Source organism: Streptomyces sp. NPDC059917 (assembly GCF_042730635.1).
Lineage (GTDB): Bacteria > Actinomycetota > Actinomycetes > Streptomycetales > Streptomycetaceae > Streptomyces.
Window position 1 is genome coordinate 106,554 of sequence record NZ_JBHWLC010000013.1, and the last position, 26,315, is coordinate 132,868.

A 26,315-nucleotide genomic window follows, 5' to 3' on the forward strand; every position below is an offset into this window, starting at 1 on the left:
GCGATTCCTGATGAAGATCCACAAGTACGACACCGTCATCGTCGGCGCCGGTGGCGCGGGCATGCGCGCGGCCATCGAGTCGACGAAGCGCAGCCGCACCGCGGTGCTCACGAAGCTGTACCCGACCCGCTCCCACACGGGCGCCGCGCAGGGCGGCATGGCCGCCGCGCTCGCCAACGTGGAGGACGACAACTGGGAGTGGCACACCTTCGACACGGTCAAGGGCGGTGACTACCTGGTCGACCAGGACGCCGCCGAGATCCTGGCGAAGGAGGCCATCGACGCCGTCCTCGACCTGGAGAAGATGGGCCTGCCGTTCAACCGCACGCCGGACGGCACCATCGACCAGCGCCGCTTCGGCGGCCACTCGCGCAACCACGGCGAGGCCCCGGTCCGCCGGTCCTGCTACGCCGCGGACCGCACCGGCCACATGATCCTCCAGACGCTGTACCAGAACTGCGTCAAGGAGGGCGTGGAGTTCTTCAACGAGTTCTACGTCCTGGACCAGCTCCTCGTGGAGGAGGACGGGGTCCAGAAGTCGGCCGGCGTCGTCGCCTACGAGCTGGCGACCGGCGAGATCCACGTCTTCCAGGCGAAGTCCGTCATCTACGCCTCCGGCGGCACGGGCAAGTTCTTCAAGGTGACCTCCAACGCGCACACCCTCACCGGTGACGGCCAGGCGGCCTGCTACCGGCGCGGTCTGCCGCTGGAGGACATGGAGTTCTTCCAGTTCCACCCGACGGGCATCTGGCGCATGGGCATCCTGCTGACGGAGGGCGCCCGCGGTGAGGGCGGCATCCTCCGCAACAAGGACGGCGAGCGCTTCATGGAGAAGTACGCGCCGGTCATGAAGGACCTCGCGTCCCGTGACGTCGTCTCGCGCTCCATCTACACCGAGATCCGCGAGGGCCGCGGCTGCGGTCCGGCCGGTGACCACGTGTACCTGGACCTGACGCACCTCCCGCCGGAGCAGCTGGACGCCAAGCTGCCCGACATCACGGAGTTCGCGCGCACCTACCTCGGCATCGAGCCCTACACGGACCCGATCCCGATCCAGCCCACCGCGCACTACGCCATGGGCGGCATCCCGACCAACGTCGAGGGTGAGGTCCTCTCGGACAACACCACCGTCGTCCCGGGCCTGTACGCGGCCGGCGAGGTCGCCTGCGTCTCCGTGCACGGCGCCAACCGCCTGGGCACCAACTCGCTGCTGGACATCAACGTCTTCGGCAAGCGCTCGGGCATCGCGGCGGCCAAGTACGCGGCCGAGAACGACTACGTCGCCCTGCCGGAGAACCCGGCGGAGCTCGTGGTCGAGCAGGTCGAGCGGCTGCGCAACTCCACGGGCAAGGAGCGGGTCGCCGACCTGCGCCTGGAGCTCCAGGAGACGATGGACGCCTGCGTGATGGTGTTCCGCACCGAGCAGACGATCAAGACCGCGGTCGAGAAGATCGCGGAGCTGCGCGAGCGGTACCTGAACGTCTCCGTCCAGGACAAGGGCAAGCGGTTCAACACGGACCTGCTGGAGGCCATCGAGCTGGGCAACCTGCTCGACCTCGCCGAGGTCATGGCCGTCTCGGCCCTGGCGCGCAAGGAGTCCCGCGGCGGTCACTACCGCGAGGACTACCCGAACCGCGACGACGTCAACTTCATGCGCCACACCATGGCGTACCGCGAGGTCGGCGCCGACGGCAAGGACACGGTCCGGCTGGACTACAAGCCCGTCGTCGTCACCCGCTACCAGCCGATGGAGCGTAAGTACTGATGGCCACCCCGACCATGTCCAAGACGGACGAGATGGAAGCGGCGGCCGCGGCCTCCCCGTTCATCACGGTCACCTTCCGGATCCGCCGGTTCAACCCGGAGATCTCGGAGGAGTCGACCTGGCAGGACTTCCAGGTCGAGATCGACCCGAAGGAGCGCGTGCTCGACGGTCTCCACAAGATCAAGTGGGACCTCGACGGCACGCTGACCTTCCGCCGGTCCTGCGCGCACGGCATCTGCGGCTCCGACGCGATGCGGATCAACGGCAAGAACAGGCTCGCCTGCAAGACGCTGATCAAGGACATCAACCCGGAGAAGCCCATCACGGTCGAGGCCATCAAGGGCCTCACGGTGATGAAGGACCTCATCGTCGACATGGAGCCCTTCTTCCAGGCGTACCGGGACGTCATGCCGTTCCTGGTCACCAAGGGCAACGAGCCGACGCGCGAGCGCCTGCAGTCCGCCGAGGACCGCGAGCGCTTCGACGACACCACCAAGTGCATCCTGTGCGCCGCGTGCACGTCCTCGTGCCCGGTGTTCTGGAACGACGGCCAGTACTTCGGCCCGGCGGCGATCGTCAACGCGCACCGCTTCATCTTCGACTCGCGCGACGAGGCCGGTGAGCAGCGCCTGGAGATCCTGAACGACAAGGACGGCGTGTGGCGTTGCCGCACGACCTTCAACTGCACCGACGCGTGCCCCCGCGGCATCGAGGTCACGAAGGCCATCCAGGAAGTCAAGCGCGCCCTGATCACGCGCCGCTTCTGACCCCCGGGTCCGTGCTCGTACGAGGGCCCCGCCCCCCGGTGTTCGCACCGGGGGGCGGGGCCTTCGCGCGTTTCACCCCCGGGAGTGGATACCGTCCGGATGAACCTTTCATCGGAGCGGGGCGGCACGCGAACGGCGGTACGGTCCCCGACGTCGCTTGAACCGAAGCGCTGTCCGCACCCACACTGAGAGAAGGAGGTGCTTCCCATGTCCGCTCTCGCCCATGAGATCCCGTACGACCCGGGGCTCGATGAGGTCCTTTGGCAGGCCTGGAAGGCGATGGACCTTCCGGAGGGCTACCGGGCCGAGATCATCGAAGGGTCCATCGAGGTGTCTCCCACCGGCCGTCGCCGCCACGGCGTACTGATCCACCGCCTGCGCAGGGTCCTGGAGGCCCGTCTGGCCGACAGCGATCTCGACGTCTACCAAGACATGAACGTCATCCACGGCAGGAAGGTCTGCATCCCCGACCTGTTCCTGGGCCCTGGCGACCTGGACGAGATCCCCGACGAGGACGGACTGGGCGTGGACGCCACCCGCGTCCCGCTCGTCGCGGAGGTCGTCTCCCCCGGCAAGGAGGCCCACCGTCGGGACCACATCCGCAAGCAGCGCTGGTACGCCCAGGCCGGCGTGCCCGTCTACCTCGTCATCGACGACTTCGACAACGAGGGCACGGTGACCGTCTTCAGCTCGCCCGACCCGGCCGAGGGCGCGTACCGGTCGAGGACGCGCGTCGGCTACGGCACCCCCGTCACGATCCCCGACGGGCCGGCCAGGGGCATGAAGATCACCGGGGAGCTCACCGGGGCCTGATGCCGGGTCGCATTCCCGTGGGCCCCGTGCGGGGACTGTGGAAAGATCGGCCGTATGAGTGAGCAGCAGCCGAACCCGTACGCAGGCGGTCCCGGGCAGGGTGGATCGGGCGAGCCCAAGTGGGAGCCCGGCAACCCGGGGTACGGATACCCCCAGCCCTATCCCGACGCCCCGCCCTACCAGCAGCCCACGCTCGGCGGTCAGGGCGTCCCGTACGCGGCGCCCGGCATGGCGTCCTTCGCCCTCGGGGACATCACCGTCGCCGGGGACCAGATCATCACCCCGAGCGGGACCATGCCGCTCAAGGGCGCGATGTGGAACGCCACGGACTTCTCGCGCACCGAGGAGAAGATCCCCACCTCGTCCATCGTGCTCGCGGTCGTCTTCGCCGTCTTCTGCCTGCTCGGCCTGCTCTTCCTCCTGATGAAGGAGAAGGTCACCAGCGGCTACATCCAGGTGACGGTGACCAGCGGCGGTCGCCACCACGCCACGATGATCCCGGCCGTCGACATGAACACCTTCCCCTGGGTCATGAACCAGCTCAACTACGCCCGCTCGCTCAGCATCTGAGGGCCCGCCGGTTCCGGCCGCCTCCCGCTACTTCCGCATCAGCGACGTCGCCGCGATGACCAGCGCGCCGCCCCCGTAGAAGAGCCAGCCGACCGCCGTGAGCAGCTCGTGGAAGAAGGAGACCGGCCCCCGGATGCGGTCGCCCCGTTTCGCGCCGCCGTACCAGAGGCAGCCGACCCCGACCGCCACCACGACCAGCGGCGGCCAGCCGCCCGCCTGCACGATCGCCACGCAGCGCCAGGCGATCAGGTAAGAGGCCGCGAAGCAAAGGAACTTGACCGCACCGCGCGAAGGCTTCGGCATGCCGCGCAGGAAGCGCAGGGCGCCCCGTAGGCGGCCTTCCGGGGCCATGGGCGGGTACGGGGCCCGCCGGTCCGCGAACAGGGCCGTGGCGGGCAGCGCGGGCAGCGGGCGGGGCGGTGCGGACCGCGCGGGCGCCGGGGCCTGCTCCCCGAGCACGGAGGTCCGCAGCACCTCCGTCGGCGGGTGGGCGCGGGCCGCCGCCAGCACCGCGGCCCGCATGGTCGCCGCGTCCGGGAAGCGGTCCTGCGGCCGCTTCGCCAGCGCCGCGTCCAAGAGCCCCTGGACGGGCCGCGGCACCTCGATGCCGACCTCGGCCAGCGTCGGCGGCGGGGCGTGGACGTGGAGGTAGCCGACGGCGTACCCCGACTCGGCCTCGAACGGCAGCCGCCCGGACAGCATCTGGAAGAGGACGACGCCCAGCGAGTAGAGGTCGGAGCGCCCGTCCACGCCCCGCCTGCCCTCCACCTGCTCCGGGGACATGTAGGACGGGGTGCCGATGGCCGTGCCGGTCCGGGTCAGGCCCGCGTCCGCGCTCTCCGCCGTCGAGGCGATGCCGAAGTCGGCGACCTTGGCCGTGCCGTCGCCGGTCAGCAGGACGTTGGCCGGCTTGATGTCCCGGTGCACCAGCGCCTGCGCGTGGGCGGCGGCCAGGGCCGCGAGCACCTGGGCGGCGAGGTCCAGGGCCTCGGCCGCCGGGAGCGGGCCGCGCTCGCGCAGGTGCTCGCCGAGGCTGCGGCCGGGGACCAGTTCCATGACGATGAAGGGGACGGGTTCGCCCCCGCCGGGGCCGGGTTCCTCCCCGGTGTCGTGGACCGCCACGACGTTGGGGTGGCTGAGCGCGGCCATCGCCTGCGCCTCGCGCCGGAACCGGGCCGCCCAGCCCGGGTCGTGCGGCAGGTCCCCGCGCATCGCCTTGAGCGCCACGGTGCGCGCGAGCCGCTCGTCGCGGGCCCGGTACACCTGGGCCATCCCGCCGCCGCCGATGAACCCCTCTATGCGGTAACGGCCCTGGGCCAGGGTCGTGCCCGTCGTCAACAGCTCCCCCATGGGCGGATCGTACGTCAGGCACCCCGAACCCCGTAGGGCGTCGGCGGACCCCCGACCGGCCGAAGATTCCTCGCGCCATTCGCTTGAACGTGTTCAAAACTCGGTCTACAGTCATCAACGTCAAGCAGTTGAACACGTTCAAGGAGCCGGGGCAATGGATCTCACCGTCCTCACCTATGTCATCTACCTGCTGGTCAGCGTCGGCCTCACCGTCTGGGTGGCCCGCACCCTCACCCGCAACGGCCGCACCTTCATCGCCGACGTGCTCCAGGGCAACGAGAAGCTCGCCGACGCGGTCAACCACCTGCTGGTCGTCGGGTTCTACCTCGTGAACCTCGGCTTCGTGGCCCTCTACCTCCAGGCCGACTACGCCATCACCGAGCCCCGCGGGATCTTCGAGGCCCTCTCGGTCAAGCTCGGCGTCGTCCTGCTCGTCCTCGGCGTCATGCACCTCGGCAACGTGTGGGTGCTGAACAAGATCCGCCGCCGGGGCATCATGGAGCGCCAGCAGACCCCGCCCGTCGCGCCGCAGGGCTGGACCGCCCCGGCCGGAGCCTGACCGATGCTCACCGCCGGCGTCCCGAGTGCACCCGTACAGAAGCTCGTCGTCCTCTACGACGCCCAGTGCCCGCTCTGCGTGCACATCAGGAACTGGCTGCTGAGCCAGCGTTGCCTGGTCCCCCTGGCACTGATCCCCGCCGGGTCGCAGGGGGCCCGGTACCGCTTCCCCCGACTCGACCACGCGGCGACGCGACGCGAGATCACGGTGATCGGGGACCGCGGCCAGGTGTGGACCGGCACGGACGCCTTCATCGTGACCCTGTGGGCCCTCGCCGAACACCGCCCGAAGGCCAACTGGCTGGCCACGGCCACCGGACGGCCCTTCGCCCGGGCCACCATGCTCGCCGCGGCCGCCTGGCGCGGAGCCGTCCGCTCCGCGCAGGATCCCGCCGGTGAGGCGGTCTGTGACGACCAATGCGTCGTACCCCGATAAGGTCGGACACCGTGACTGATCAGAAGGCTCCCAAGAGCGAACACACCCGCACGCTGATCCTCGAAACCGCCCTGAAGCTGTTCCAGGAACGCGGTTACGACAAGACGACCATGCGGGGCATCGCCAAGGAGGCCGGAGTCTCGGTGGGCAACGCCTACTACTACTTCGAGTCCAAGGAACACCTGGTCCAGGGGTTCTACGACCGGATCGGCAGCTCCCACCAGGCTGCCGTCCGGCCGATCCTGGAGAACGAGAGCGACCTGCAGAAGCGTCTCGCCGGCGTCTTCCTGAGCTGGCTGGACATCGCGGAGCCCTTCCACGAGTTCGCCGCGCAGTTCTTCAAGAACGCGGCGGACCCCGAAAGTCCGCTCAGCCCGTTCTCGGCCGAGTCCGAACCGGCGCGGCGCCAGGCGATCGAGATGCACAAGGAAGTCCTGGCCGGGGCGAAGACCAAGGTGCCCGAGGAACTGGCCGACGTACTGCCGGAGCTGATGTGGCTCTCGCAGATGGGGCTGGTGCTCTACTGGGTCTTCGACCGCTCGGAGAACAGCGAGAAGACCCGCCGACTGGCGGAGCGCGGCGCGCAGTTGACCACCCGCGGGATCGTCCTGGCCCGCTTCCGCGTGCTGCGGCCGCTGGTGCGCGAACTGCACGAACTCTTCGCGGACTTCCTGCCCGGCATGGCCCAGGCCGCCGCCTCCACGAAGAAGGCCTCCCGCTTCTCGAAGGCGGGCAAGGCGCAAACGCCGGAGGCGTCGGACGACTGAGTCGTCCGACGCCTCCGCAGGCCGCTCGGCATCACAGCCAGTTCAGCTCCCACAGGCGCCACACGCCCGTGCCGTCGGAGAGGTACTGGGCCCCGGTGACGGCCTCGCGGGACAGGACGTAGTCCTTCTTCTGCCAGATCGGCAGCATCGGGATCTGCTGGGAGACGACCCGCTGGAGCTCGCGGAAGTCGTTCGCCGCCTCGCCGCGGTTCGAGAAGGACTGGGTACGGGTGATCAGGTCGCCCACGGTCTTGTCGGCGAAGCCGTTGTTCATGCTGGAGTCGGCGCCGACGAGCGGGGCGGTGAAGTTGTCCGCGTCCGGGAAGTCGGGGATCCAACCGATCGTGTAGGCGTCGAACTTGCCCGCCGCGTAGTCCCGCTGGAAGTCCTCCCACACCGGCACGGCCTCGACCTGCACCTGGAAGAGGCCCGAGGACTCCAGCTGCCGCTTGATCTCGGCGGCCTCGGCGACGTTCACACCGCGCACGTTGATCCCGAGCTTGAAGCTGACCGGGGTCGCGATGTCGGCGTCCTTGAGGAGCTTCTTCGCGGTCGCGGCGTTCGGCGACGGGTAGGTGTCGAAGAAGGGCGTGCTGTGACCCGCGATGCCGGCCGGGACGGTGGAGTACAGCGGGGTGACCGTCCCCTTGTACGTGTCACCCGCGATCTTCGACCGGTCGAGCAGGGCGGCGATCGCCTGGCGGACCGGCTGCTTCGCCATCGCCGAGCCCGGGCGGACGTTGAAGACCATGCTGCGGGTCTCGGTACCGCCGGACTCCTGGTAGCGGGTGTCCTTCAGGCTCGGGTTCAGACCCGCCAGGACCTCCGGGGGCATGTCCCGGTGGGCGACCTGGATGCCCTTGTCCTTCCAGGCCGCGTTCAGCGAGTCGGAGTCCTTGAAGTACTTGACCGTGACGGCCGACTTGGCCGTCTTGACCGCGCCCTTGTAGGCCGGGTTCGGCTTCAGCTCGGCGCTCGCGCCGTCCTTGTAGGCGCCCAGGACGTACGGCCCGGAGCCGTCCACCTTGTCGTCCTCGCGCAGCGCCTTCGCCGGGTAGTTGTCCTTGTCGACGATCGCGGCGGCGCCCGTCGCGATCTTGAAGGGGAACGTGGCGTCGCGGGCGGAGAGGTTGAAGGTGATCGTCCGCCCCTCGGCCTTGACCGACTCCAGCGTGTTGAACAGGGGCGCCGGGCCCTGCTTGGAGTTGATCGCCTTGATCCGGTCGATGGAGAACTTGACGTCCTCGGCCGTGATCGCGCGCCCGTTGGAGAACTTCACGTCGGTGCGCAGCTCGCACTGGTACGTGGTGAGCTTCGCCCCGATGAACTTGCACGCCGTGGCCGCGTCCGGGACCGGTACGTCCGATCCGGGCTTGATGGTCAGCAGCGACTGGTAGACGTTGCTGTACAGGGCCCAGGAACCGGCGTCGTACGCCCCCGCCGGGTCCAGTGAGGAGACCGAGTCGGTCGTACCCACCGTGATCGCGCCATGTCCGGCGGCGTCGTCGGGCAGCAGCACCCAGGCCCCGGCCCCCACTGTGCCCAGGACCAGCCCGGCCGCGATGATCTTAGAGCGGACAGACCGCAGCATCCCAGAACTCCTCATAGCCCACCCCGCGCCGAGCCGCACGTCCGCTGCTGGCGCATATTTATCCGATTACCGGTCACCCAATCACGGAAAATTCGGGGGTGGAAGGGCGTTTCGGTGCCGGGTCCGAGGAATTATGTCTGGTATGAGGCGAGTTGAACGACGGTGATGTCAGAGGGTGCCCCCACCCTTACGGGGGGTCCCCACGCACCGGCTCCCCGGGACACGTAAAGCTGCGTGTCCCCGTATCGTTCCAGACCCGCGACGGTCGGGTTGGCGAGTTCCGCGAGGTAGTTTCCCGGCCACAGCTGACCGCCGTGGGTGTGCCCCGAAAGTTGCAGGTCCACCCCGTGGCGGACCGCGTCGTGGATCACGATCGGCTGGTGGGCGAGGAGCACGGCCGTGCGGTGGTCGCGGTCGCGGCCGCCCAGGGCCCGGTCGAAGTCCGGGCCGTGCCCCTCGCTCTCGCCGGCGACGTCGTTGACGCCCGCGAGGTCGAAGTACGGCAGCTCCTGGCGGGCGTTCTCCAGCGGGTGCAGCCCGAGCTCGCGGACGTGGTCCACCCACTGCTGGGCGCCGGAGAAGTACTCGTGGTTGCCGGTCACGAAGAAGCTGCCGTGCCGGGCGCGGAGCCGGGCCAGCGGCTCGGCGGCCGACCCGAGGTCGTGGACCGAGCCGTCCACGAGGTCGCCGACGATCGCGATCAGGTCGGGCTGGGTGGCGTTGACGGCCTCGACGATGCGGGTGGTGTGGGCGCGGCCGAGGATCGGGCCGAGGTGCACGTCGCTCACCACGGCGATGCGGAAGCCGTGGGCGGCGCGGGGGAGTTTGGCGAGGGGGACGGTGACGCGCTTGACCTTGGGGCCGCGCAGGACGCCGTACGTGCCGTGGCCGACGGTGGCCGTCGCGGCCGCCACCGCCGCCCCGGCCAGCGCCCGGGCCACGAACACGCGCCGGGTGCTCCCGTCTCCGGACCCGGGCCCGGACCCACCGGGGGCGGCCGTTGTGGAGCCCTCAAGCGCCGGGCCGGCCGATCCTGCCTCCGGCGGCGCCTCAAACGCCGGCGGGGCTGGATCTGGCGGCGCGTATCCAGCGCCGCCGGAGGCAACGGGGGACGCGGCGGGCGCGCCGCTTTCAGCCCCGTCGGCGTGTGAGGCGGGGCGGCGGAGGAGGAGCAGGCGCAAGGGCTCCGCCACCAGGAGGGCCAGCACCAGGTACAACAGCAGCGCCAGCCACATGAACCCCGGCCACGAAACCCCCCGCTGGACCCAGAACGGCGCTCCCGCCCGCCCCGCGACCAACGCCGCCACCGACAGCAGCGGCAGCCCGATCACACACCCCGTCAGCACCCGCCGCGCCCACCCGCCCGGCGCGGTCGTGTCACGCACCAGCCGGATCCACACCCACCGGTGCACCAGCACCAACAGGGCCAGCACCGCGAGCGCGACCAGCGCGAAGACCAGGACGGTCACTGCTCACCACGTGATCCACGCCGCAGCGCCCGCACCCCGCGCAACCCGATGATCCCCACACCCGTCCCCAGGAGAAAGGACACGACGGCGAGCGTCAGGTGCACCCAGAAGTACGCGGTGGGGTCACCGGCGTCGTCGAAGGCGAGCCCACTGCCGTCCTTCCACAGGTTCGATACGAAGGTCGTCCAGATGAACCAGCTCCACACCCCGAAGGCGAGCAGGAACCAGGATGCGGCGCGGCTGAGTCTCATGGGCCCAGTATCGGTTCCGTCCCCAGGACGGACGCGTCGGGGTGGGCTGTCCCGGCGGTGGTTGCGGCGGGTTGGCCGGACCGGACCGGCTGACGCGGCGAGGGGATGTACGTTCTCGTGCGTGTCTGCCAAAAAGACCGCGCTGACGGTCCTCTCCACCGCGCTGCTGCTGCCCGCCCTGGTCGCGGCCCCCGCGTACGCCGTCACTCCCCCGCCCACGCCCGGCCCCACGGCCACGCCGTCCTCGGACGACAAGGGGGCCAAGCCGCCCGCGAAGGCACCCGTACCGCCCCCCAAGATGTCCACGGTCGGCGGCAACCTGCTGGGTCAGCCGGGGCCGCAGGTCAATCTGATGCCGGGCGCGCCCGCGCTGCCGACGAACCTGACGGGGCGTTCCTGGATCGTGGCGGACGCGGAGACCGGCGAGGTGCTGGCGGCGCAGAACGCGCACTGGCGGCTGCCCCCGGCCTCCACGCTGAAGATGCTCTTCGCGGACACCGTGCTGCCCACGCTCCCCAAGGACCAGGTGCACAAGGTCAGTCAGCAGGAGCTGTCCGGGATGGGCGCGGGCAGCAGCCTGGTCGGGGTCAAGGAGGACCAGGAATACACCGTGCACGACCTGTGGCTCGGGGTGTTCCTGCGCTCCGGCAACGACGCCGTGCACGTGCTGTCGGCCATGAACGGCGGCGTGGAGAAGACCGTCAAGGACATGCAGGCGCACGCCGAGGAGCTGCAGGCGCTCGACACGCACGTCATCTCGCCCGACGGCTACGACGCCCCGGACCAGGTGTCCAGCGCCTACGACCTGACCCTCATCGCCCGCTCCGGACTGCAGAAGAAGGACTTCCGGGAGTACGCGGCCACGGCCAGCGCGAAGTTCCCGGGCGAGCAGCGGCCCGGCCAGCCGCGCGACTCCTTCGAGATCCAGAACACCAACCGGCTGATGACCGGCGCGGGGGGCATCAGCCCGTACAAGGGCATCGCGGGGGTGAAGAACGGCAACACCACCATGGCCGGGTCCACCTTCACCGGGGTCGCCCAGCGCGGTGACAAGAAGCTCGTGGTGACCGTGATGAATCCCAGCGCGGGCGGCGTCAACTCGGTCTACGAGGAGACCGCGACGCTCTTCGACTGGGGCTTCGCGGCGGTCGGGAAGGTGAAGCCGGTCGGCGAGCTGGTGCCGCCGAAGAGCGCGGACACCTCCTCGCACGGCTCCCCCGCCCAGTCGCACGAGAACAACACGGCGGCGGCGGGCGAGGAGGGCGGCGGCGGGCTCGGCACGGCGCTCGGCATCGCGGGCGCCGTGGTGGCGGTGCTGGCCGGCGGGGCGTTCCTGGTCAACCGGCGCTGGCCGCGGGGCCGCCAGCCGCGCGGCGGGGACCCGAGCTGACGTCCCGCGCGCCGTCGTCTTCGGCGTCCTCCACGCCGTCGTCTTCGGCGTCCTCCACGCCGTCGCCGTCGGCGTCGTCGCGGGTCGCCGTCCAGGCGGCGCAGAAGAGCAGCAGCTTCGCGGTGAAGTTGATCCAGAGCAGCAGGGCGATGGGGACGCCGAAGGCCCCGTACATGCTCTTGGCCGCGACCTCCCGCATGTAGCCGCTGAGCAGCAGTTTCAGCAGTTCGAAGCCCGCCGCGCCGAGCAGCGCCGCCTGGACCAGGCGGCGGCGCGGCGGCTGGACCCCCGGCAGCAGGGTCAGGACGTACAGCAGGAGCAGGAAGGCGGCCAGCACCCCGACCGCGAAGGCGCCGGCGCGCAGCACCACGCTGCCCGCGCCCGCGTCGGGGATGCCCAGCCACTTCCCGAAGCGGCCGACCGCGCTGGAGCCGATGATCGAGGCACCGGCCGAGCCGAGGGCCGCGCCGCCGAGGCCGATCAGGACGAGGGCGTCCTTGCCCTTGCGGACGAAGGGGTTCCCGTCGTCCTCGTCGTCCTTCTCCCAGACCGCGCGCAGGCAGCCGCGCATGGAGCCCACCCACCCGATGCCGGTGAAGAAGAGGATCCCGGCAGCGACGAGGCCGACCGTGCCGGCGTTGTGGACCAGGCCCTCGATGTCGAGGTTCTCGGAGATCCCGGGGACCTGCTTGGCCAGGTTGGCCTCCAGCCGGTCGAGCTGGTCGGCGGTGAGCAGCGTCGCTCCGACGGCGGCGGCCACCGTGATCAGGGGGAAGAGCGCGAGGAAGCTGATGAAGGTGATGGCGGCGGCGAGCCGACTCCAGCGCACCCGGTCCAGACGCTCGTACGAACGCCACGCGTGGGTCCGCATGAGGCGACTCACCAGGGGCCCGATCACAGGGAGTTTCGTCAGCCAGTCCATGGGGTCACCGTAATTCAGCCTCCCGAAATAGCCGGGATTGTGGCTTTCGGGCGCTACGGTCGTCGATTGTGACTTTCCGCCTGACGGCTCGCCCGTTCCACGACCTGCTCCTGCGCAAGCTCCGGTTCCGCACGATGGTGGCCCTGCGGCCGCTGCGTCCGGTCGGCCGGAGCCGGGGGCAGGAGCGGGGTCAGGAGCGGGGTCGGGCGCGGTGCGCGGTCGGCTCGTCGACCGGGGACCCGGCCTGTGCCGGAACGCCCGTCGGACCGGTCCCGAACGGGTACTCGCGCAGCTTGCGCCAGACCCCGTCGGAGCCCTGCTCGTAGAGCGCGAAGCCCGCGCAGGTCCAGTCCGCGTCGTAGTCGGCGAGGGACTCGAAGGCCAGGTCCATCGCCTCCTCGGAGATCCCGTGGGCGACCGTGACGTGCGGGTGGTACGGGAAGGCCAGCTCCCGGCTGACCGGGCCCCCGGGGTCGCGGACCTGGCCCTGGAGCCGGGTGCAGCCCGCGGCGCCCTCGACGACCTTGACGAAGACCACGGGCGAGAGCGGCCGGAAGGTACCGGTGCCCGAGAGCCGCATCGCGAAGGGGCGGAAGGCGGCCGCGACCTCGGCCAGGTGGGCCCGGATCGCGGGCAGCCGGTCGGCTTCCACCTCGGTCGGCGGTACGAGGGTGACGTGCGTGGGGATGCCGTGCGCGGCAGCGTCCCCGAAGCCGGCGCGCCGCTGCTGGAGCTGGCTGCCGTACGGCTCCGGGACCGCGATCGAAACGCCGAGCGTTACGGTCCCCACGTATGTCTCCTCCGTGATCTGATCCGTGATCCGCATGCGGTCGTCGTCATGCGTCTGTGCGTCGCCTGTGCGAGATGTTCCGACCCCAGTGTGGGGCCAGCGCATCCAAACGGCCAGAGTCGCAGGTCCCAGCGGTTCGCGGCCCCGCCGTCAGTGCTTCGCGGGCAGGAAACCGAGCCGGTCGTACGCACTCGCCAGCGTCTCGGAAGCGACCGCGCGGGCCTTCTGCGCGCCCTTGGCGAGGACGTCGTCCAGGGTCGCCGGGTCGTCCAGGTACTCCTGCGTGCGCTGCTTGAACGGAGTGACGAAGTCCACCATGACCTCGGCCAGGTCGGTCTTCAGCGCGCCGTAGCCCTTGCCCTCGTACTTCTCCTCCAGAACGGGGATCGCCGTACCCGTGAGGGTGGAGTAGATCGTGAGCAGGTTGCTGACGCCGGGCTTCTTCTCGGCGTCGAAGCGGATCTCGGCCTCGGTGTCGGTGACCGCGCTCTTGATCTTCTTCTCGGTGGCCTTGGGCTCGTCGAGGAGGTTGATCAGGCCCTTGGGGGTGGACGCGGACTTCGACATCTTGATCGCCGGGTCCTGGAGGTCGTAGATCTTCGCGACCTCCTTGACGATGTGGGCGGCCGGGACGGTGAAGGTCTGCCCGAAGCGCTGGTTGAAGCGCTCGGCCAGGTCGCGGGTCAGCTCGATGTGCTGGCGCTGGTCCTCGCCGACCGGGACGGCGTTCGCCTGGTACAGCAGGATGTCGGCGACCTGCAGGATCGGGTACGTGAACAGGCCGACGGTGGCGTTGTTCGCACCCGACTTGGCGGACTTGTCCTTGAACTGGGTCATCCGGCTGGCCTCGCCGAAGCCGGTGATGCAGTTCATGACCCAGCCGAGCTGCGCGTGCTCGGGCACGTGGCTCTGGACGAAGAGGGTGCAGCGCTCGGGGTCGAGACCGGCGGCGAGCAGCTGGGCGGCGGAGAGCCGCGTATTGGCGCGGAGTTCCTTCGGATCCTGCGGCATGGTGATCGCGTGCAGGTCGACGACCATGTAGAAGGCGTCGTGGGATTCCTGCAGGGCGACGTACTGCCGAATCGCTCCGAGGTAGTTCCCGAGGTGGAACGAACCGGAGGTGGGCTGGATACCGGAGAGCGCGCGGGGACGATCAGAGGCCATGGGCCCATTCTCTCAGGTGCGGGGGCGGTCTTCGGCCCGCGCTGGCCGGAATCGGTTGGCTCCGGCGCTTCCGGCGGGTGGGGGCCGGTGCGGGGGCGGGCGTGACCCCGCGTACTCGCCCGTACCCGGTCGGCTTGATCTTGCGCGAATCAAGCGACCGCTTTCCCGACCGCCCCCCACCCCTCCGGGGGCGCCTCAAGCGCCGGCGGGGCTGGAGGTGGCCGGGGGCCGCCTCAAGCCGGCCCCGCCGGCGATTGGGGCGGGGAGGTCAGGTGGTCGGGAGGCCCGGGGCCGGGAAGGTGGTCATGAGGGAGGTGACCTCGGCGCGGATGGTGGCCAGGGCCGCCTCGTCGGCGACGGCACCGGCCGCGACCCCCCGCGCGATCCAGTCGGCGACGACCGGCATGTGCTCCGGCCGCAGCCCCCGCGAGGTCAGCGACGGCGTCCCGATCCGCACCCCCGAGGGATCGAACGGCTTGCGCGGGTCGAACGGCACCGTGTTGTAGTTCACGACGATCCCGGCCCGGTCCAGCGCCTTCGCCGCCACCTTCCCCGGCACCCCCCGCGAGGTCAGGTCCATCAGGATCAGGTGGTTGTCGGTGCCGCCCGACACCAGGTCGAAGCCACGCTCCAGCAGCGCCGCCGCCAGTGCCTTCGCATTGGCGACCACCCCGTGCGCGTACGTCACGAAGGCCGGCTGCGCGGCCTCGTGCAGGGCCACCGCGATGCCCGCGGTCGTCTGGTTGTGCGGCCCGCCCTGGAGCCCGGGGAAGACCGCCTTGTCGATGGCCTTCGCGTGCTCCTCGCGGCACATCAGCATCGCCCCGCGCGGCCCCCGCAGCGTCTTGTGCGTGGTGGTGGAGACGACGTCGACGTGCGGGACGGGGCTCGGGTGCGCGCCGCCCGCGATCAGGCCCGCGATGTGCGCGACGTCGGCCACCAGCACCGACCCGGCCTCCTTCGCGATCTCGGCGAAGGCCGCGAAGTCGATCGTCCGCGGCAGCGCGGTGCCACCGCAGAAGATGACCTTCGGCCGCTCCTTGAGGGCCAGGTCGCGGACCTCGTCGAAGTCGATCAGCCCCGTGTCCGCGCGGACGCCGTAGCGCACGCCCCGGAACCACGACCCGGTCGCGGAGACGCCCCAGCCGTGCGTCAGGTGCCCGCCCATCGGCAGCGCCATGCCCATCACGGTGTCGCCGGGCCGCGCGAAGGCCAGGTAGACGGCCAGGTTGGCCGGGGAGCCGGAGTAGGGCTGGACGTTGGCGTGGTCCACGCCGAAGAGCCCCTTGGCCCGCTCTATCGCGAGGGCCTCGACGCGGTCGATGTTCTGCTGGCCCTCGTAGTACCGGCGGCCCGGGTAGCCCTCGCTGTACTTGTTCTGCAGCACGGTGCCGGACGCCTCGAGGACGGCGGCGGACACGTAGTTCTCACTGGGGATCAGGCGCAGGGTGTCTGCCTGCAACTGCTCCTCCGCCGCGACGAACGACGCGAGTTCGGGGTCGGTCGCGAAAAGGGCGGGGTGGCGGCTCGCGGACATGGCGGCTCCTCCGGGGTCGATGTCAGATCTCGTCCCCGCGAGGCCCAGGCGAGCGGCCCTTGATGCGGTCGTGCGCGCACGACTCCCCCGGAGTTGGTTCTCCGTACGCCAGTCGCCGTGCGTGCCGCCAGCTTAGCCGCCGCGCCGCGTTCGATGTTTCCCCGTCCGCATCGCGAGCGAGATAGACAATGACGCCACCCTCGTCACTGCCCCGCACGGACGAAACGGAGACCCCGTGTCGACTCAAGCCGACGCCCAGAGCAATGCCGCCACTGTGGCCGCGATCAGCGCCGCCGACGCGCACAGCGCGCACAACTACCATCCGCTCCCCGTCGTCGTCGCCTCGGCGGAGGGCGCGTGGATGACCGACGTGGAGGGCAAGCGCTACCTCGACATGCTCGCGGGCTACTCGGCCCTCAACTTCGGCCACGGCAACCGGAGGCTGATCGACGCGGCGAAGGAGCAGCTGGAGCGGGTCACGCTCACCTCGCGCGCCTTCTTCCACGACCGCTTCGCCGACTTCTGCGGCGAACTGGCCGCGCTGTGCGGCAAGGAGCTGGTGCTGCCGATGAACACGGGCGCGGAGGCGGTGGAGACCGCCGTGAAGACCGCCCGCAAGTGGGGCTACGAGGTCAAGGGCGTCCCCGACGGCCAGGCCAGGATCGTCGTCGCGTCGAACAACTTCCACGGCCGTACGACGACCATCGTGTCCTTCTCCACCGATCCCGAGGCCCGCGACCACTACGGGCCCTACACGCCCGGTTTCGACGTCGTCCCCTACGGCGATCTCGACGCCCTCGCCGCGGCCCTCACCGACACCACCGTCGCCGTGCTGCTGGAGCCGATCCAGGGCGAGGCGGGGGTGCTGGTGCCGCCGCCGGGCTACCTGGCGGCCGTACGGGAGCTGACGCGCGAGCGGAACGTGCTGTTCATGGCCGACGAGATCCAGTCGGGGCTCGGGCGGACCGGGAAGACCTTCGCCCTGGAGCACGAGGGCGTCGTGCCGGACCTCTACATCCTGGGCAAGGCGCTCGGCGGCGGGGTGGTGCCGGTGTCGGCGGTGGTCGGCGACCGGGACGTGCTCGGGGTCTTCCGCCCCGGCGAGCACGGCTCCACCTTCGGCGGGAACCCGCTGGCCTGCGCGGTCGCCCTGGAGGTGATCGCGATGCTGCGCACCGGCGAGTACCAGCAGCGCGCCACCGAGCTGGGCGACCACCTGCACCGGGAGCTGGGGCTGCTGGTGGGCGGCGGCGCGGTGACCGCCGTGCGCGGGCGCGGGCTGTGGGCCGGGGTGGACATCGACCCGGCGCTCGGCACGGGCCGGGAGATCTCCGAGAGGCTGATGGCGCGCGGGGTCCTGGTCAAGGACACCCACGGCTCCACCATCCGCATCGCACCGCCGCTGGTCATCAGCAAGGAGGACCTGGACTGGGGCCTCGACCAGCTGCGCGCCGTCCTGTCCGTGTAGCGGCCCGCGTAACGGCTCTAGAGGATCACGTGGGGCAGGAAGCGGGCGTACTCGTCCGTGACCGGCCCCGCGGATTCGCGGATGCCGAGCCCCGCGGCCTCGTCCTCGACGACCCACGCGCCGAGCACCACCCGGTTGCCGTCGAAGTCGGGCAGCGGGGCGAGGCCCTGGAAGACCACGGGCCCGTCGTCCTCGTCCGGGTCCGCGGGGGGCTCGTACGGGGGCGCGCCGGCGGGGTGCAGGGTGACCCCGGCGCCCTCGCGGCCCAGCAGCGGCTTCACGGCGTACCCCGTGGTGTGCGCGAGCTCGCGCGGGCCGTCGAGGTAGGCGGGGAGCAGGTTCGGGTGCTCCGGGTACAGCTCCCACAGGACCGCCAGCAGGGCCTTGTTGGACAGCAGCATCTTCCAGAGCGGTTCGATCCACAGGGTGGTGCCGCTGGCTCCGCCGAGGTCGATGGTGTCCAGCACCTGCGGACCGAAGTCGTCCTCGGCCAGCCACTCCCACGGGTAGAGCTTGAAGCAGCTGCGGATGAAGCGGAGCTTCTCGTCGACGAACCGGCCCGAGAGCCGGTCCCAACCGATCTGCTCGACCGGCAGCGCCTCGGTCGCGAGCCCGGCCTGCTCGGCGGTCTCCCGGAGGTAGGCGACGGTCATCAGGTCCTCGCCGAGCTCGTCCGCCTCGGAGTGCGCGAAGTGCACGGGCCCGGGCGGCAGCAGCGGGGCCTGGCGGCGCCAGGCCTCGACGAGCCGCTCGTGCAGCGAGTTCCACTGGTCGGCGCCGGGGAAGCGCTCCTCCATCCAGAACCACTGCGGACCGGCCGCCTCCACGAGGGAGGTCGGGGTGTCCGCGTTGTACTCCAGCATCTTGGCCGGGCCGCCGTCGCCGTCGTAGCGCAGGTCGAAACGGCCGTAGAGGAAGGGCTGTTCGGTGCGCCGCCGCCAGGACTCGCCGATGAGCGCGGCCAGGCGCGGGTCGGTGATGCCGAGGTCGGCGAACCGGTCGTGCTCCACGATGTGCGCGGCCGCGGCCAGGCACATGGCGTGCAGCTCCTCGACGACGTCTTCGAGGGCCTCGACCTCGGGGAGCGTGAAGGAGTAGTACGCGCTCTCGTCCCAGTAGGGGCGCAGGGAGTCGTCGGGGTAGCGGGTGAGCGGGTAGACCAGCCCCTGCTCCTCGACGGTCCGCTGCCAGTCGGGGCGGGGCTCGATGGTGTGGCGGCGCACGCTCAGCCGCCGCTGCTCTTCGAGCCGCTCTTGGAGCCGCCGCCGATGCCGCCGCGGCTGACCGCCGACTTGTCGAAGCTGCCGCCGGTGACCTTGCCGCTGCTGCTGGTGGTGCCGCCGTAGTAGTAGGTGCCGCGGCCGCCGCTGCGGCACTCCTTGCCGTCCAGCTTGTCCAGCGAGGTCTTCGACACGCACCGCTTGTCGGGCTGGTCGCTGGAGCCGCAGGCGACGAGGGAGGCGGCGAGCAGTCCCACGCCGCCGAGGGCGACGGCGCCGGAGCGCATCCGCCGCCGCGTCGTACCGCTGCTGTTGTCCATGGACGGGCTCCCCCTGCCGGCAGTGTTGGCCGCCACCCTAGTGCGGCGCGCCCACCGATGGAATCCGGCCATCCTCGGCCGTGATCCGTCGGGCCGGTCCGTTGACCCAGCTCCAGCCGCGCAGGGCGGGGTCGGCGAAGGCGCGCCCGAAGAGGGCGTGCGCGTACGCGTCGGTGGTCCCGGGCGGCGGGGTCAGCACCAGGGACACCGTCCCGTCGGGGTACCGGGGCGCGTAGCCCCAGCCCGGTGGGAGTAACGAGATCAGCCGCACGGCCGCCAGCTCGGGCGCCGCGCCCTCGGGGCCGCGGCCGTCGGGGGCGACGACGAGGTGGTAGGTGGTGCTGGGCATCTCGGTCTCCTTGCAGGTCAACGCGGTGCCGGTGCGAGGAACGGCAGGCCGAGGTCAGCATTGCCCAGCACGGTCTCCACCGCGAGGAGGACACCGGCCGTTCCGGTCGCCACGTCGGCGGACAGGCGCAGGGTGTGGTCGCCGAAGAAGGCCAGGTGGCCGTCGCAGCGCACGGCGTGCCAGCCGAGGGCGTCCAGGTGGCCCGCGACGGCCCGGTCGGCGGCCGCGGACGCGTCGTGCAGGTGGCGCAGCGCCAGCAGGGCCCCGGCGCGGCCGTGGAAGAGACCGGCGTTCAGCATGAAGGACGGGGCGGCCCGCTCGCGCAGCGCGTCCCGTGCCCGGAGGAACTCCGGGTCGGGCAGGTGGCGCGCCGCCTCGTGGAGCACGATGCCCAGTCCGGCGCCGCCGAAGGCCAGGAAGGGCACCTTCCAGGCGGCGTCCTCGGACCCGGCGGGGTCGCTGTCCTCGGACCAGCCCACCTCGGCGAGGTCGTGGCGCACCAACTCTCCCGCCACGTGCCGGTACTTGGGCTCGCCCGTGGCCTCGTACAGGCGGAGCAGGAAGAGCGCGCCGCCCGCCGCGCCGTGCAGCAGGCCGGGCCGGCGGCGTCCCGCGCCCCCGCCCGGCGCCTGGTCGGCGATCAGCGCGGCGGTCCGTGCGGCCCCCTCGACGTCCCCGAAGTGCAGCTGGGTCAGGCCGATTCCGGCGAGCCCGCCGAAGAGGCCGTGGTCGAGGTCGTCCGGCGGGGTCGCGCGCACCCGCTCCATGACGGCGGCGGCCGCGTCGGCGCGGCCGAGCCGGTCCAGGGCGTACGCGACGCCGCTCAGCCCGTCGTAGAAGCCGGGCCGCATGTCGGCGGCGCGGTCGACGGCGTCGGTCAGCCAGGCCACGTGCTCCTCGGCGGGCGTCCGGCCCAGCTCGGCGAGCGTCCACAGCACCCCGGCCGCGCCGTAGGCGAAGGTGGCGCCGCCGCCGGGCACGGAGAACTGCTCCACGTCGCCCGGGAAGAGCCGGTCCGCGCGCTGCGGGGTGGCGCTGGCGAGCAGGTCGTCGGTGAGGGTGCGCCGCAGCGCGGGCCAGTCGGCGCGGGTGGGCGCGGTCCACAGGGGCTGGGGGTCGACCTCGGCCGGCTGGCCGGGGTGCGGGTCGGGGCCGAGGTCCGCCCGGATCCGGTCGGCGAAGTCGGCGGGCACCGGGAAGTTCTCGGTGACCACGCCGATCAGCTGGTCCACCTTGGCCGCGGACCAGGTGGCCATGACGGTGAGCGGCAGGAAGACGCCGAGCCGGATGCAGCCGAGGGCGTACCGGTCGACGGCCGTGCCCTTGTAGCCGGTGGGGGCGCGGAAGCCGGGGGCGCCGATGGCCTGCGCGGACTCGGAGTCGACCGGGGTCGCGGTCTCCAGGTCGATGAAGGCGATGGTGTCGTCGGGCCGGACCAGGATGTTGTTGGGGTGGAGGTCGCCGAAGACGACGCCCTTGGCGTGCATGGCCTCGACGCCCCGCTCGACCTGATCGACGATCTTCAGCGCCCAGGCCGTGTACGCGGCGTACGCGGCGCCCCCGTCGGCCGGGCCGTCGCCGTTGACGAGCGGGTTGCGGCTGAGGAGCTCCCGGGCGAGCGGCTTGCCGTCCACGTACGCCCGGGCCAGGAACCAGTGCTCGTGGCCCTTGCGGTAGTCCACCACCGGGGGGATGCAGTCCAGGCCGGCGAGCTGTTCCAGGGCCCAGTGCTCGTGCTCCAGCCGGGCCACGGCGTCGCAGCCGTCCTCGTCGAGCCCGGCCAGCGGGCGGGCCTCCTTGAGCAGGACGGCGCTGCCGTCACGGGTGTCGGTTGCCTGGTAGACGCCGCCGCCGTTGGAGAAGTGGAGGGCCTTGGTGGCCCGGAAGGGGAATCCCTGGAGGGTGGCGGAGTTGCGGGCGGCGAGGGCGTCCTGGAGCACGCCGGGCAGCTCCACCCAGGCCGGGGGGCGGAAGGAGGGGCCGCGCACGTCGGGCACCAGGCGGCCTTCGGGGTCCTCGATGCAGTGCACCAGCTCGCCGGTCTCGGAGCGGCCCAGGCGGGCGACGAACCCGCCGTAGCGCACGTACAGCGGGCCGGAGCGCCAGCGCAGGTCGCTGAGGATGGTGGGGCCCCGCTCACCGTCGAGGAGGTCCCCGAGGCCGGTGAGGATCCGCTCCAACTGGGCCTCGTCGCAGGGGTAGACGGTGAAGAACTTGCCGCTGCTGCCGCGGTCCCCGTACTTGCTGTTGCGCTGCTTGAGGATGGCGGCGCTGCGGATGAACTTGAAGGTGACCCGCTCCGCCACGCAGAAGTCCCAGACCAGGTCGAGGATCCGGTCGGCGTTCTCCAGCGTGGCCGACACGTGGATCTTCCAGCCCTGGCCGGGCAGCACGGTGGCGGGCGGGGTCATCAGCAGCCAGTGCGTGTTGTCGGTGCGGGTCCAGCCCTCGGGGAGGGGGCCGGTCACCGCCGGGAACGCGCCGGCGTCGGCGGCGGCGGTGGCAGGTACGTCGTAGAACGGATTGCCGGGCTGGCAGTAGGTCATGTAGCGAAGGTCCATGGTGCGCTCCGTTCGTGACGGGGGCGGGAAGGGGGACGTGAAGGGGACGGGGCCGGGGCCGGGGCCGGGGGGGGTTACCGGCGCCAGATCGGGGCGACGTACTTCTCGTACAGCCACTCGCCCAGCGGCAGGCTGCCGAGGTCGACGCGGGCCGCTCCGGTGCGGTCGGCGGGGAGCCGGTCGACCGTCAGCGGGAGCGTGGTGACGGGCAGTTCCAGCGGGGTGGCGGACACCGGCAGGAAGGCCGACAGCGGCGCGGTGGTCTCGGTGCGGGTCAGTGCGGCGACGCGGGCGGTGCCGGTCTGCTCGCGGGTCATCAGTCCGGCCCGGTAGAGGCGGACCGTGGCGTCCGGGCGGATCGCGGAGAGGTCGGCGCTGCTCGGCAGGACCAGCGCGACGCGGCCCCGGTCCTGGGCGACGTACCCGGCGGAGACGGTGTGCGGCAGTGTGACGAGGACCAGCGCGGCGCCGGCCGCGCCGGTGAGCAGCAGGCCCGCGGCGACCGTGCGCCACAGCGGCGCCCCGGCGGTGCGGCCCTCGGCGGCGAGGCGGGTGAAGCCGAGGCCGAGGCGGTAGAGGAGGTAGCAGACGGCCATCAGGACGGTGGCGGTGCCGACGGCGCCGAGCCGCTGGAGCAGGTCCGACCAGAGGGTCAGGGCGCCTGCGACGACGTACAGCGGGAAGGCCATGCAGGCCAGTCCGAAGGCGATCGCCCAGGGCCGGCCGCCGAGTTCGCGGGCGTAGCCGCGGCCCCCGAAGAGGGTCCTGGCGAGGAAGCGGCGGGCGTCGGTCATGGCCCGGTCGCGCAGGTGCGGGACGTCCAGGTGGCTCATGAGCGCGATGTAGCCGTCGAGCTTCACGAAGGGCAGCAGGTTGACGACGCCGCTGGTGTAGGTGGCGACGGCGAAGACGAGGACGGCGTCGCGCAGGTCGGAGGGGCCGAGCAGCAGCGCGGTCAGCGCGGCGGCGCCGGCGATCACGCTCTGGGTGGCGATGCCCGCCAGGGCGACCCGGACGCGCTGTTCCTTGCGGGAGAGCCGCCAGCCGTCGGAGACGTCGCAGAAGAAGGCGGGCGACATGTAGAAGAGCATGAAGCCCATCCGGCTGGGCCGGCCGCCGTAGTACGTGAGGACCGCGCCGTGGCCGACCTCGTGGACGGCGGTGGTGGCGAGCACCCCGATCATCACGCCGAAGTAGGCGGAGAAGGGGAGCGGTCGCCCCAGGGCGGCGTCGACCTCGGGCGTCAGCAGCGCCAGGGCGAGCACGCCGCCCAGGACGAACAGGGTGGCGATCGTGGCCGAGGCGCGGCCGGCGAGCAGCCGGATGACCGGGGCGAGGCGGGCCAGCAGCCGCTCGGGGCGCAGGATCGTGAACTGGAGGGTCATCGGCGGGACGAACCGGAACCAGCTGCTGCGGCGCTCCACGGGCTTGCCGTCGTCGAGGACCTTGCTCTCGGCGAGCGTGTCGACGGCGAGGCCGACGTGGTGCGCGGTCCACGGCGGGCCGAGGACCTCGGCGAGTCCGGCGTGGTCGAGGGAGCCGTCCATCGCCCGCACCAGTCGCGCCAGGTCGGGCTGGAGCCGGAAGTGCTGGTGTTCGCCGCGCTGGAGGACCCAGGGGGCGCCGGTCTCGACGGGCTCGTGGATCTCCACGTTCGCGGCGACGCGCGGGCGCTCCAGGAGCGCGGGGTCGCGGTCCGCGGCGGCGGCCTGCTCGGCCGGTGCCTTCCGGATCAGCGTCTTGGGGGACATGTGTGGATCACGCCTTAGATGACGTCGCGGGAGAGCAGCGACTGGCGGGCGGCCACCGCGGCGGCGGCGAGCCAACCGGCGAGGACCAGGAGCGCGAGCGGTACGGAGAGCAGCTCGGGCTTGCCGTCGAGGTAGACCGAGCTCATCGCGATGGTGGGCAGGTACGCGGCCACCTCCGGGACGATCTGCTGGAGGCCCGGTTCCACGAGGAGGGTCAGCCCGATGACGGTGACGACGGCGGCGAGCTGGTGGCGGATGATCCAGCCGAGGAGCACGCCCCAGGGCGCGGCGATCACGTTCACGGCGACCACGCCGAGGACGATCCGGGTGGTGTGCCCGGTCCAGTCGCCGTCGTAGCCGAAGTGGCCCGGCAGCGTGGAGGCGCACAGGAAGGCGAGGCCCGCGGCGAGGAGGCCGTTGAGGAGGCCGACCGCGGTGGCGACGAGGGCCTTGGCGGACAGCAGCCGCAGCCGTCCTCCGCTGAGCAGCACCGAGCGGGCGACGGCTCCGGAGGTGTACTCGCGGGTGACGAGGATGGCGCCGAACACGGCGGCCATCAGGAAGGTCATCATCCACGCCTGGGCCATGTCGTCGGTGACGGCGGCGGCGGTGCTCCGGCCGAGCGCGATCTGCTGGTCGCCCGACGAGGCGTACCCGAAGCAGGTGAGGAGGGACATGAAGATCCCGGCGGAGAGCAGGATCAGCCAGCTGCGGCCGGTCCATGCCTTCATCCACTCGCCGGCGAGGACGTTACGCATGGGAGAGCCTTTCGGTGCGCGCGCTGGTCCCGGCGTCCCCGTCCACCAGCGTGAAGAAGCGGTCTTCGAGGCGCTCGGCGCCGTCGGAGGTCAGCTCCGCGAGGGTGCCCGCGAAGCGCAGGGTGCGCTGGATGACGATCACGTCGTCCACGGTCTGTTCGACCTCGGCGAGGAGGTGGCTGGAGACCAGGACGGTGCGGCCCTCGGCGGCCAGGGCGCGCAGGGTGTCGCGCAGCCAGCGGATGCCGTCCGGGTCCAGGCCGTTGGCCGGTTCGTCCAGGACGAGCAGTTCGGGGTCGGCGAGCAGGGCGGTGGCCAGCGCGAGGCGCTGGCGCATGCCGGTGGAGTAGCCCTTGGCGGAGCGGTCGGCGCTGTCGGTGAGGCCGACGCGGTCCAGCACCTCGTCGACGCGGGCGTTCGAGACGCCGAGGGTGCGGGCCCAGATGCGCAGGTCGCGGCGGCCGCTGGCACCGGGGGTCGGGCCGATGCCGTCCATGCAGACGCCGATGCGCCGGGCGGCGTCGGGGAGTTCGGTGTAGGGCCGGCCGAAGACGGTGGCGGAGCCGGAGGTGGGGCGGACCAGGCCGAGCAGCATGCGCAGGGAGGTGGACTTGCCGGCGCCGTTGCGCCCGAGCAGTCCGGTCACCCGGCCCGGGCGGACCTCGAAGGTGACGTCCCGCACGGCCGTGAAGCGGCCGAACTCCTTCGTCAGGCCCGTGGCGCGGACGACACCGGCGGCGCTCATCGCTTGCTCGCGGCGACGTTCGCGCCGAGCTTGGCGGCGCAGCCGATCAGCCCGAGTCCGATGACCGACATGGCGGCGATGAGCGCGGGCCCGGACAGCTGCGCGTTGACGACGGCCATGGCCAGCGCGAGCAGCGCGGCGGTGGTGCCCAGCTGACCGTTCGACCCCTTGCGGGGATTCTCCTTCGACATGGTGGCTCCCTCTTCCTTCAGCTCTGTGCGTGTGGTGCGTGATCCGGGTGGGGGCCCGCGGCGGTGGCTTGCGCCACCGCCACGGGACCGAGTCACCCTGGGGGACCGGAGTTCCGGTCCTGCGAACCGTCGGTAGCCGGGGCTACCGGTGCGATCAGGTGGCGAGCGTGGCGCTCGCGACGGCGATGCCGGAGATGACCAGGCCCTGCTTGAAACCGGACCAGAACGACGGGGCCTCCATGGCCTCCAGCTCCTGCATGCCGAGCTCGAGGGTGGTGGCGGCGTCCTGCTTGAGAAGGTCCTGCATGGTGATGTGCTCCTGTTGTCCGTGTGGGTGGTTCAGTGGTTTTTGGGGGGTGTACCGCCGGGCGCGGTACGGGCCGCTCAGGTGGCGATCAGCGCCGCGGAGGCGACGTAGCTGCCGTAGGCCGCCGCCGAGGCGACCACGACACCGGCGCCGACGCCGATACCGGTCCACCAACCCGGCGCCTCCATGGCCTCCAGCTCCTGCATGCCGAGCTCAAGGGCGGGGAAGGCGTCGATCGCGAGGTTCTCCTGCATGGGAAAGCTCCTGGTTCCGTGTGGGTCGTTCAGTTGTTTTTTGGGGGGGGTGTACCGCCGGGCGCGGTACGGGCCGCTCAGGTGGCGATCAGCGCCGCGGAGGCGACGTAGCTGCCGTAGGCCGCCGCGGAGGCGACCACGACACCGGCGCCGACACCGATACCGGTCCACCAACCCGGCGCCTCCATGGCCTCCAGCTCCTGCATGCCGAGCTCAAGGGCGGGGAAGGCGTCGATCGCGAGGTTCTCCTG

Annotated in this window: 28 protein-coding genes and 1 riboswitch; of the genes, 9 read left to right on the plus strand and 19 right to left on the minus strand. The window is 71.5% G+C overall.

Features of this window, described 5'->3' with window-relative positions; translation table 11 throughout:
* The first annotated feature begins 10 nt into the window (after positions 1 to 10).
* The 4 genes from sdhA (at position 11) to ACFWAR_RS10785 (ending at position 3,915) form a co-directional block, all read left to right on the plus strand.
* Entirely contained in the window at positions 11 to 1,765 is a 1,755-nt protein-coding gene (gene sdhA / locus ACFWAR_RS10770) for a succinate dehydrogenase flavoprotein subunit (protein ID WP_385775304.1), read from the plus strand.
* Positions 1,765 to 2,532 (plus strand): succinate dehydrogenase iron-sulfur subunit, encoded by a 768-nt coding sequence (locus ACFWAR_RS10775; protein ID WP_351046800.1) that lies wholly within the window; start codon positions 1,765 to 1,767, stop codon positions 2,530 to 2,532. Before sdhA ends, ACFWAR_RS10775 begins: the two co-directional genes overlap by 1 nt.
* A gap of 207 nt (positions 2,533 to 2,739) precedes the next feature.
* A complete protein-coding gene (locus ACFWAR_RS10780) occupies positions 2,740 to 3,345 on the plus strand; it encodes a Uma2 family endonuclease (RefSeq protein WP_385775306.1) in 606 nt (201 codons plus the stop codon).
* A 54-nt stretch (positions 3,346 to 3,399) separates the two neighbouring features.
* Positions 3,400 to 3,915, plus strand: a complete 516-nt coding sequence (locus ACFWAR_RS10785) for a hypothetical protein (RefSeq protein ID WP_385775308.1) — start codon at positions 3,400 to 3,402, stop codon at positions 3,913 to 3,915.
* Between the two features lie 27 nt (positions 3,916 to 3,942).
* On the opposite strand, the gene ACFWAR_RS10790 is transcribed toward ACFWAR_RS10785, so the two are convergent.
* On the minus strand, positions 3,943 to 5,265 hold the full coding sequence (locus ACFWAR_RS10790) for a serine/threonine-protein kinase (RefSeq protein ID WP_385775310.1): 1,323 nt from the start codon (positions 5,263 to 5,265) through the stop codon (positions 3,943 to 3,945).
* A 154-nt stretch (positions 5,266 to 5,419) separates the two neighbouring features.
* Between ACFWAR_RS10790 and ACFWAR_RS10795 the strand changes: the two genes are divergently transcribed.
* From ACFWAR_RS10795 to ACFWAR_RS10805, 3 genes are read left to right on the plus strand one after another with little or no spacing between them, the layout of a single operon-like run.
* Positions 5,420 to 5,824 (plus strand): hypothetical protein, encoded by a 405-nt coding sequence (locus ACFWAR_RS10795; RefSeq protein WP_385775312.1) that lies wholly within the window; start codon positions 5,420 to 5,422, stop codon positions 5,822 to 5,824.
* Between the two features lie 3 nt (positions 5,825 to 5,827).
* Entirely contained in the window at positions 5,828 to 6,259 is a 432-nt protein-coding gene (locus ACFWAR_RS10800) for a thiol-disulfide oxidoreductase DCC family protein (protein WP_385775314.1), read from the plus strand.
* Complete coding sequence (locus tag ACFWAR_RS10805) at positions 6,241 to 7,026, plus strand: TetR family transcriptional regulator (protein ID WP_385775316.1); 786 nt, start codon at positions 6,241 to 6,243, stop codon at positions 7,024 to 7,026. Before ACFWAR_RS10800 ends, ACFWAR_RS10805 begins: the two co-directional genes overlap by 19 nt.
* 31 nt (positions 7,027 to 7,057) lie before the next feature.
* Here ACFWAR_RS10805 and ACFWAR_RS10810 read toward each other — a convergent pair whose 3' ends face one another.
* The 3 genes from ACFWAR_RS10810 to ACFWAR_RS10820 all read right to left on the minus strand — a co-directional run bounded on the left by ACFWAR_RS10810 (position 7,058) and on the right by ACFWAR_RS10820 (position 10,337).
* Positions 7,058 to 8,614 (minus strand): ABC transporter substrate-binding protein, encoded by a 1,557-nt coding sequence (locus ACFWAR_RS10810; RefSeq protein WP_385775379.1) that lies wholly within the window; start codon positions 8,612 to 8,614, stop codon positions 7,058 to 7,060.
* Between the two features lie 134 nt (positions 8,615 to 8,748).
* Positions 8,749 to 10,086, minus strand: coding sequence for a metallophosphoesterase (locus ACFWAR_RS10815; RefSeq protein ID WP_385775318.1), 1,338 nt, complete (start codon positions 10,084 to 10,086; stop codon positions 8,749 to 8,751).
* Positions 10,083 to 10,337 carry an SCO4848 family membrane protein gene (locus ACFWAR_RS10820; RefSeq protein ID WP_385775320.1) on the minus strand — a complete coding sequence of 85 codons (255 nt, stop codon included), beginning with the start codon at positions 10,335 to 10,337 and terminating at the stop codon, positions 10,083 to 10,085. Before ACFWAR_RS10820 ends, ACFWAR_RS10815 begins: the two co-directional genes overlap by 4 nt.
* Before the next feature lie 121 nt (positions 10,338 to 10,458).
* On the opposite strand from ACFWAR_RS10820, the gene ACFWAR_RS10825 reads away from it, so the two are divergent.
* A complete protein-coding gene (locus tag ACFWAR_RS10825) occupies positions 10,459 to 11,727 on the plus strand; it encodes a D-alanyl-D-alanine carboxypeptidase family protein (protein ID WP_385775322.1) in 1,269 nt (422 codons plus the stop codon).
* On the opposite strand, the gene ACFWAR_RS10830 is transcribed toward ACFWAR_RS10825, so the two are convergent.
* The 4 genes from ACFWAR_RS10830 to glyA all read right to left on the minus strand — a co-directional run bounded on the left by ACFWAR_RS10830 (position 11,675) and on the right by glyA (position 16,140).
* Positions 11,675 to 12,649, minus strand: a complete 975-nt coding sequence (locus ACFWAR_RS10830; RefSeq protein WP_385775324.1) for a YihY/virulence factor BrkB family protein — start codon at positions 12,647 to 12,649, stop codon at positions 11,675 to 11,677. The two genes, ACFWAR_RS10825 and ACFWAR_RS10830, sit on opposite strands and share 53 nt — an antisense overlap.
* Positions 12,650 to 12,839: 190 nt before the next feature.
* A complete protein-coding gene (locus tag ACFWAR_RS10835; RefSeq protein ID WP_385775326.1) occupies positions 12,840 to 13,439 on the minus strand; it encodes a 2'-5' RNA ligase family protein in 600 nt (199 codons plus the stop codon).
* A 150-nt stretch (positions 13,440 to 13,589) separates the two neighbouring features.
* Positions 13,590 to 14,603: a tryptophan--tRNA ligase gene (gene trpS / locus ACFWAR_RS10840; protein WP_385775329.1), complete on the minus strand. Its 1,014-nt coding sequence runs from the start codon at positions 14,601 to 14,603 to the stop codon at positions 13,590 to 13,592.
* 268 nt (positions 14,604 to 14,871) lie between these two features.
* Complete coding sequence (gene glyA / locus ACFWAR_RS10845; RefSeq protein ID WP_385775331.1) at positions 14,872 to 16,140, minus strand: serine hydroxymethyltransferase; 1,269 nt, start codon at positions 16,138 to 16,140, stop codon at positions 14,872 to 14,874.
* 35 nt (positions 16,141 to 16,175) lie between these two features.
* A riboswitch (ZMP/ZTP riboswitch) is annotated at positions 16,176 to 16,266 on the minus strand.
* Positions 16,267 to 16,375: 109 nt separating this feature from the next.
* Between glyA and rocD the strand changes: the two genes are divergently transcribed.
* Complete coding sequence (gene rocD, locus ACFWAR_RS10850) at positions 16,376 to 17,608, plus strand: ornithine--oxo-acid transaminase (RefSeq protein WP_385775333.1); 1,233 nt, start codon at positions 16,376 to 16,378, stop codon at positions 17,606 to 17,608.
* Between the two features lie 17 nt (positions 17,609 to 17,625).
* On the opposite strand, the gene ACFWAR_RS10855 is transcribed toward rocD, so the two are convergent.
* The 11 genes from ACFWAR_RS10855 to ACFWAR_RS10905 form a co-directional block, all read right to left on the minus strand.
* The gene (locus tag ACFWAR_RS10855; protein ID WP_385775335.1) at positions 17,626 to 18,831 is read right to left on the minus strand and encodes a glutathionylspermidine synthase family protein; all 1,206 of its coding nucleotides are present in this window, start codon (positions 18,829 to 18,831) and stop codon (positions 17,626 to 17,628) included.
* Positions 18,832 to 18,833: 2 nt separating this feature from the next.
* Positions 18,834 to 19,148, minus strand: coding sequence for a hypothetical protein (locus tag ACFWAR_RS10860; protein ID WP_385775337.1), 315 nt, complete (start codon positions 19,146 to 19,148; stop codon positions 18,834 to 18,836).
* A 37-nt stretch (positions 19,149 to 19,185) separates the two neighbouring features.
* Positions 19,186 to 19,497, minus strand: coding sequence for a hypothetical protein (locus tag ACFWAR_RS10865; RefSeq protein WP_385775339.1), 312 nt, complete (start codon positions 19,495 to 19,497; stop codon positions 19,186 to 19,188).
* A 17-nt stretch (positions 19,498 to 19,514) separates the two neighbouring features.
* A complete protein-coding gene (lanKC, locus tag ACFWAR_RS10870; RefSeq protein WP_385775341.1) occupies positions 19,515 to 22,058 on the minus strand; it encodes a class III lanthionine synthetase LanKC in 2,544 nt (847 codons plus the stop codon).
* Positions 22,059 to 22,132: 74 nt separating this feature from the next.
* Positions 22,133 to 23,809 carry a daptide biosynthesis intramembrane metalloprotease gene (gene mpaP, locus ACFWAR_RS10875; RefSeq protein WP_385775343.1) on the minus strand — a complete coding sequence of 559 codons (1,677 nt, stop codon included), beginning with the start codon at positions 23,807 to 23,809 and terminating at the stop codon, positions 22,133 to 22,135.
* Positions 23,810 to 23,823: 14 nt separating this feature from the next.
* A complete protein-coding gene (locus ACFWAR_RS10880; RefSeq protein ID WP_385775345.1) occupies positions 23,824 to 24,567 on the minus strand; it encodes an ABC transporter permease in 744 nt (247 codons plus the stop codon).
* Positions 24,560 to 25,312, minus strand: coding sequence for an ATP-binding cassette domain-containing protein (locus ACFWAR_RS10885; RefSeq protein ID WP_354379880.1), 753 nt, complete (start codon positions 25,310 to 25,312; stop codon positions 24,560 to 24,562). The genes ACFWAR_RS10880 and ACFWAR_RS10885 overlap by 8 nt, the downstream gene beginning before the upstream one ends.
* The gene (locus ACFWAR_RS10890; protein WP_385775347.1) at positions 25,309 to 25,503 is read right to left on the minus strand and encodes a hypothetical protein; all 195 of its coding nucleotides are present in this window, start codon (positions 25,501 to 25,503) and stop codon (positions 25,309 to 25,311) included. Before ACFWAR_RS10890 ends, ACFWAR_RS10885 begins: the two co-directional genes overlap by 4 nt.
* 154 nt (positions 25,504 to 25,657) lie before the next feature.
* A complete protein-coding gene (locus ACFWAR_RS10895) occupies positions 25,658 to 25,810 on the minus strand; it encodes a daptide-type RiPP (protein ID WP_354379882.1) in 153 nt (50 codons plus the stop codon).
* Between the two features lie 77 nt (positions 25,811 to 25,887).
* On the minus strand, positions 25,888 to 26,064 hold the full coding sequence (locus ACFWAR_RS10900) for a daptide-type RiPP (RefSeq protein ID WP_354379883.1): 177 nt from the start codon (positions 26,062 to 26,064) through the stop codon (positions 25,888 to 25,890).
* A gap of 77 nt (positions 26,065 to 26,141) precedes the next feature.
* The gene (locus tag ACFWAR_RS10905; protein ID WP_385775381.1) at positions 26,142 to 26,270 is read right to left on the minus strand and encodes a daptide-type RiPP; all 129 of its coding nucleotides are present in this window, start codon (positions 26,268 to 26,270) and stop codon (positions 26,142 to 26,144) included.
* Between the last annotated feature and the right edge of the window lie 45 nt (positions 26,271 to 26,315).